General features: G+C 43.4%; 3 protein-coding genes, 1 pseudogene and 1 other annotated feature. Of the genes and pseudogenes, 2 read left to right on the forward strand and 2 right to left on the reverse strand.

Annotation, left to right across the window (positions count from 1 at the left end):
* Nucleotides 1-21 precede the first annotated feature (21 nt).
* Nucleotides 22-2,439 carry a penicillin-binding protein 1B gene (gene mrcB / locus EI164_RS02585; protein WP_225739075.1) on the reverse strand — a complete coding sequence of 806 codons (2,418 nt, stop codon included), beginning with the start codon at nucleotides 2,437-2,439 and terminating at the stop codon, nucleotides 22-24.
* A gap of 488 nt (nucleotides 2,440-2,927) precedes the next feature.
* Here mrcB and EI164_RS02590 point away from each other — a divergent pair, with 488 nt between their 5' ends.
* A complete protein-coding gene (locus tag EI164_RS02590) occupies nucleotides 2,928-5,846 on the forward strand; it encodes a heavy metal translocating P-type ATPase (RefSeq protein WP_192518442.1) in 2,919 nt (972 codons plus the stop codon).
* 186 nt (nucleotides 5,847-6,032) lie between these two features.
* On the opposite strand, the gene EI164_RS02595 is transcribed toward EI164_RS02590, so the two are convergent.
* Nucleotides 6,033-6,287, reverse strand: coding sequence for a hypothetical protein (locus tag EI164_RS02595; RefSeq protein WP_192518443.1), 255 nt, complete (start codon nucleotides 6,285-6,287; stop codon nucleotides 6,033-6,035).
* Between the two features lie 115 nt (nucleotides 6,288-6,402).
* On the opposite strand from EI164_RS02595, the pseudogene EI164_RS02600 reads away from it, so the two are divergent.
* Nucleotides 6,403-6,790, forward strand: a pseudogene (locus tag EI164_RS02600) (transposase); the annotation flags it as partial.
* Nucleotides 6,678-6,790: a sequence feature (AL1L pseudoknot), on the forward strand. This feature is flagged as partial in the annotation. It overlaps the preceding pseudogene by 113 nt.

The raw sequence follows: 6,790 nt of genomic DNA on the forward strand, positions 1-6,790 counted from the left end.
TTGTAATGTTTAAAAGCAACTTTAGAACCATTCAACCGCACGGTCAAACCAAGTATCCGCATCGTTTTCATCTTGCTCGTTGCCTTCTTGATTTTCCGAATCAATAGCTTCACCATCGGTGCTGCCAAAACCGCCATTATCACCTTGTTGGTTTTGAAATTGTGACAGTTCACGAGCACGATCTTGTTGATACAAGCCTATCGCACAACTACTGGCTTCTTGTGGCAAGTGAGATGATAGTACTGGTAAATAGCGTGCATCAGCACAGCGCTCATTAGACAGCTTTCCTGAGTTGTTCTCTAGCCATAACCATTCAATTCCTTTCGGCTCTGGTAGCGATACAGGCGTCAGTTTGAGACGGTCCATATAGTCGATCCAAACTGGTAATGCGCCACTACCACCGCTCAAACCAATGGGTTGGTTATCATCACGGCCTACCCAAACCACGCTGACATAGTTGCCACTGTAGCCTGCAAACCATGCATCACGATAATCATTTGTAGTACCTGTTTTGCCTGCTAAGTGTAAATTGCTACCCAGTGATTTTGCCCGTTTAGCCGTACCAGTTTCCACCACTTGCTGTAACGCATAGTTAGTCAAGAAGTTGGCCTCAGGTGGAATGCTACGCTGAGTATTAAGACCAGTACGTTGTAAGATACTGCCGCGATCATCAATAACAGTACGAATACTATGAATAGGTGTACGAAAGCCGCCTGTGGCAAAGACTTGGTATACACCCAACATATCCATTGGGCTAAGGTTGACAGAACCTAGCAATGCCGAAGGATAAGGTGGTACTTCTTCTTTGACGCCCATGCGCTGTAGTTGTTTGACAAAGGTATCGACACCGAACTCCATACCTAGATGTACCGCCGCTTGGTTATATGATTGTGAAAGTGCTGTCGTCAGAGGTACATAACCGTGGTCACGGTTGTCGTAGTTTTTAGGGTTCCACTTAGAGCCATCACCGAGGTTGACTGTGATAGGGGAGTCATCGACTGGGCTTGCTAGATTATAGCGACCACTTTCGAGTGCTGTCATATAGATAACAGGTTTTAGTATCGAGCCTACTTGGCGTTTGGCATCGACAGCACGGTTAAAACCAGTAAACTCACTACCACTACCTACCACAGATACCAGTTCACCAGTTTCAGGATTGGCACTGACGAGCGCACCTTGTAAGTCTTTAGTTTTGCTGTTTTTACGACGTAGCTCACCCAGTTTTTTATCTACCGCTTTGTCTGCTGCTAATTGGGCGATAGGATCTAAAGTACTGATGATTGTCAGACCTTCGTTTTTGAGGTCGTCAGAATAGTATACTTCATTCAACTCACGTTTAACGATGTCCAAAAAGTCAGGGAATTGACTCTTGCCTTCGACTGCCTTTTCAGCAATACCCAGTGGTTGCTCTATTGCTTCATCGTAATCTTCTTGAGCCAGCGATCCCACCGTCAACATGTTTTTAAGCACAATATTACGACGTTCTTTTGAGTCGTTTGGATTGCGGCGTGGATTGTAAAGACTCGGGCCTTTTGCCATACCTACCAACAGCGCTTGTTGGTCTAGGCTGAGCTCTTTGAGGGGTTTGTTAAAGTAAAACTGTGACGCCAAGCCAAAACCATTAATAGAGCGTTTACCGTTTTGACCTAAGTAAATCTCGTTGAGATAGGTTTGTAGAATTTCGTCTTTGCTATAATGTAATTCAAGCAATACAGCCATTAATGCTTCGTTGGCTTTGCGTTTGAGCGTACGGTCTGAATTGAGATAGAAGTTTTTAATAAGCTGCTGAGTAATCGTTGAGCCACCCTGACGAGAGCCGCCAGAGAAGTTGTTTATGACAGCACGTGCGATCCCACGTATAGAAACACCTTTGTGCTCATAAAATGCACGGTCTTCAGTGGCTATCAGTGCATCGATAAGCGGTTGTGGCACATCCTCTAACGAGACGACCATACGATCTTCATTGCTGTCTGGGTAAATACCACCGATATTAACGGGCTCTAAGCGGATAATGCCACTTTTGGCAGGTAACGTGCTTTGGATAGATGCAATTTTATTACCATTAATAGTCATTTTGATGACTTGCTCTTTATCCACATCATTAGCGCTATAAGTAAAGCCACGCGTATGGATAAAGTAGGTATTACCAGTCTTATGATAAGTACCAGTACGATCATAGGCTTTGTTGCTCTGGTAGTTGAGCAGCTCTAGCCACGTCTTCATCGTATCTGTATCGACATTTGCACCTTGATATAATTCAAGTGGCTGCGAGTATACTTTTGCAGGGATATCCCAGCGCTTACCCTCAAATTTTTGGGTAATGGTGCGATCAAGTTTAATCAAGTATAGTGCCAACAGCACCATACCAACGATAATAATAATTAATATGAGACTACTAAGTACTAAACCACGCTGTTTTGAAGGTAGCGTATTTGTCATAGCCTTAGAAGACTGTGATAATTTAGTATTTGGTAGCTTTGGATTTGATTTTTGCACTGATGTCGCACCATTTTGGTATAAAAAACTGCTTCATAATGACGTAAATTGACAAATTTTTCAATCTATCATCGCTGAAGCAGGCATTCATGAGTATTAGACTGTGAGTAGTGACGCCACTCACAGCACTTGCTTGTAGTATAATCTCTATAAAAACACTTGTATCAATATCTTCGTATCGATACCTTTATATTAGTATTAAAGCTTTTAGTGCTTTTAATTTAGATGACGAGCGCCATATAAGATCGTTATCTACGATAGCAGTTTAATATTGCTGCAACGATGTGTTTTTTATGAATTATCAGTTGTTATTGTTGTTATATACTTTCATAGGATTTGAGCATCTTTAATGATGAGTATGTATATAAAAGCGAATTTACTGCAAGTGAATATGGTTCGAGCAAACCTGTCTAAAGGAAGTAAGCGCGATTATGTCTAGTGTCCCTCCATCAACAGCCTCTACCCAAAATCATCATCATGAAAATAGCTCGATTACCGAAGGTTTGGTGCTACCACTCGAGGACCATTGTTTTCATTGCGGTGATCCTGTACCGCAGCCGCCGTTTTATGCCGATATATTGGGTCAATCACGTGAGATGTGTTGTATGGGCTGTCAGTTGGCAGCGCAGAGCATCGTAGAGGCTGGGCTTGAGCAATATTATCTGGATCGCTCAGAGATCAGCCGTACGGCCAGCTTACCGGTAGAGATGACACGCCTTGAGGTTTATGATCATGATGAAATAAAGCAGCAGTTTGTGTATGCGCAGGATGGCATGTCGGTGGCAGAGCTGTCTGTGAACAACCTGCGCTGTGCAGCGTGTACGTGGTTGATTGAGTCACGTCTCGATGAGTTGGACGGTATCAGTAAATGTCAGGTCAATTTGACCAATCAGCGTATGCGGGTGATTTGGAACGAAGATAAGTTACCGATTAGTCGTATTTTAGCGGTTATCAATGAAATCGGCTATGAAGCCAAGCCTTATCGTCAAGACACGCATGAGGCTATGCTGGCACGTCATACCAATCAAATGCTGCTGCGGCTTGGTATCGCAGCACTAGGCTCGATGCAAGCGATGATGTATGCGGTGGCGCTTTATTTTGGTGAATATAGCGACATGCTGATATTGCAGCGTGACTTTTTGCGCTGGGTCTCATTGTTTGTCAGTACGCCAGTGTTTTTTTATGCTGGATTACCGTTTTTTACGTCAGCTTGGTCAGCGATTCGCGCCCGTCAAGTTAATATGGATGTGCCTGTCAGTATTGCACTGGTTGTGACTTTTTTTGCTAGCCTCTATGCCACCATTACTGGGCAAGGGGAGACGTATTATGATTCGGTCAGTATGTTTATTTTCTTCTTGTTGGCAGGGCGTTACATCGAACATAATGCCCGCCTCAAAGCTGCGACCATGGCCAATGATTTGGTGGTAGTAGAGCCTGTACTGGTGCAAAAAATTGCTGAAGATAAGCAAGCGGCTGAGCGTATCTTGCAACAAATCTCGCAGAACCTGCTGCATGAAACGGCTGTGAGTACAGAAAATAATACCGCTGATATTCAAAGCGATACGCTTACTATTAAAAATGACACTATTGCTATTCAAAACGATGCTACTGCTATTCAAAAAGATAATCTTGCCACTCAAAACAATGCTCTAGATAGCATGAGTAGCCAAGATTTATCTAGCGCTATGCCCAATTTTATGAAGAGCATAGATGCTAATGTTCATGAGCTAACCACACGTATTGCCCAAGATTGGCAACAGTCGCGTAATCAACGATTGCCACTGTCAAATATCAAAGGCAGTAAAGACACACAAGAGAGTACAGAAGACAAAAAGATGGTGACTGCTCACAGCTTGCAAGTGGGTGACATCATCATGGTAGAAGCTGGATCTGAGATTATCAGTGATGGTATTTTGCTTAGCCCAACCGCCACCGTCTCGCAAAGTCTGCTGACGGGTGAGGGTGACTTGATTACCAAATCTCAAGGCGACTATATCGTTGGCGGTGCGCAAAATGACAGTCAGCCATTTGAGATGCTGGTCACCGCATTACCAGAAGACAGTCAGATCGGCTTGATTGACAGACTTATGAACCGTGCCATGAGTGAAAAACCAAAACTGGCGCAGCAAGCGGATAAGCTGGCACGCTGGTTCGTGGCGCGGATTTTAGTATTGTCTGTCTTGGTGTTTGTCGGTTGGTATATCGTTGACCCAAGCCAAGCAATATGGGCGACCGTTGCGGTATTGGTCGCGACCTGTCCTTGTGCGCTATCCTTAGCGACGCCTATCGCGCTAACGGTAGCGACCAACCGACTCGCTAGCTATGGGTTTCTGACCACGCGTGGACATACGCTGCAAACGCTTGCTGAAATCACGCATGTAGCATTTGATAAAACGGGAACGCTGACTTATGGTCAGCCAAACTTGCTCAATATCGAGTTAACGGATTCTTTAAATCAAACAGAGACAGAAGGTTTAGCATTATCTGATCAAAAAGATAAGATATTAGCCATCGCTGCTGCTCTAGAAGTGGGTAGTCGCCATCCCATTGCCCACGCATTGCTCACGGCGGCTTATCAACTGCATTTGCCAACCACGCAAGCATTACAGCATTATCCAGCGGGTGGGGTAGAAGCGACAATTGATGGTATGTCATATCGAATTGGTCATGTGGGTTTTGCCTTAGACAATACCAATGATGCTAGTGTAAATAATAGTATAACTATTGATTTAGTAGCACAGCGTGCTAGTTCAGCGGTAGTTTTGTCTTGTCAAAATTATGATTCAGAAAACTGGCAGGCGCTGGCATGCTTTTATTTCAATGATAAGGTGCGTGACAGTGCGAAGTCGATGATTAATGCCCTTAAAGAAGTGGGCATTGAGTCTGTGATGCTGACCGGTGACCCAAGTCCACAAGCATTAGTCATGGCTGAAGGTTTGGGCATGGAGTCTGCTTATAATGGTCTATCACCAACGGATAAGGTCAATCATATTCAAAAATTGCAGTCTGAAGGTGCAGTAGTTCTGATGGTTGGCGATGGTATCAATGATGCACCTGTACTGGCAGCGGCAGATGTCTCGACCTCGATTGCTGGCGCAGCAGATTTGGCGCAAGTATCGAGTGATAGTATTATCTTAAATGGTCAAATAGAAGCTATTACTGCGGCCAAACGTATCGCTGATAAAACAGAACGTATCATCAAGCAAAACTTCCGCTGGGCAATTGCATATAATAGTATTGTTCTCATACCAGCCGCTTTGGGCTACGTGCCACCATGGCTCGCTGCTATTGGTATGTCGCTCAGCTCATTATTTGTGGTATTGAATGCATTGCGTTTGAAGCGAGCTTAGGGATGACTTCAAGACGTGAGGCAAGGCGCTCTGTGATTGATAAGCACTAATAATTGAGTGCTAGGAGATTAGGGATCAGGCGATTAGGTACTAGGAAATTGGTAATATTCGAATCAATGATAGGAATTCAGTGAATGACTCTATGAGCGTTCAAGGTTTAATATGATAAGAAAGTACAATATCGGTCTAACTAATCGTTAATTTATCTATCATGTCAAAATTACATTCGGCTATAGGATGACCTGTTTGTCTTACGCCCCAAAGCTCAAAATATAAGTCGTCATATGAAACATAGGTATGAAAAATTTTATCTTTAATTGATTGGTCATTATACAAGGTAATATTGTTATCAATCTTATACGTATAGCTACTGTAAAGCTCATCAAATATTTCAACAGCCTTATCATGATTGTTAACTATCAAGTTAATAGTTTCAATCATTTCTAATTGGTCTTGCTCTGATAATGTATGGCCAGACTCATTTCGAATAAATGGGTTTTTAAAGCTGAACCGCCCCGGTATTGTCGGAGACTCAATTTTCTGAGAGAATACGACAATGAAAACACGAAACTATACCCCTGAAATGAAAGAGCGCGCCGTTGGTATGCTAATTGAAGCTAAAGACGACTACCCATCCACCTGGTCAGCCATCAAAGCCATAGCGCCAAAGATAGGTTGCACGCCTGAGACCCTACGATCATGGCATAAAAAGCACATTGATAAAACCATTGGTGCAAACATTCAAGCTCAAAGCCAAGCGGAGCGTATCAAAGAGCTTGAACGTGAGAACAGAGAGTTAAAGCAAGCCAATGAGATTATAAAGAAAGCAGCTGCTTTTTTCGCCCAGGCGGAGCTCGACCGCAAACCCAAGTAATGGTTGATTTTATTAACGATCACAAACAACAATATGGAGTCGAGCCAATCTGTAGAGTATTACCGATTGC

Source organism: Psychrobacter sp. FME13, from assembly GCF_014861395.1.
Lineage (GTDB): Bacteria > Pseudomonadota > Gammaproteobacteria > Pseudomonadales > Moraxellaceae > Psychrobacter.

Coding starts and splice junctions, on each gene's coding strand:
- mrcB (WP_225739075.1), bottom strand. CDS start 2,439: ATGACAAATACGCTACCTTCAAAACAGCGTGGTTTAGTACTTAGTAGT.
- EI164_RS02590 (WP_192518442.1), top strand. CDS start 2,928: ATGTCTAGTGTCCCTCCATCAACAGCCTCTACCCAAAATCATCATCAT.
- EI164_RS02595 (WP_192518443.1), bottom strand. CDS start 6,287: ATGATTGAAACTATTAACTTGATAGTTAACAATCATGATAAGGCTGTT.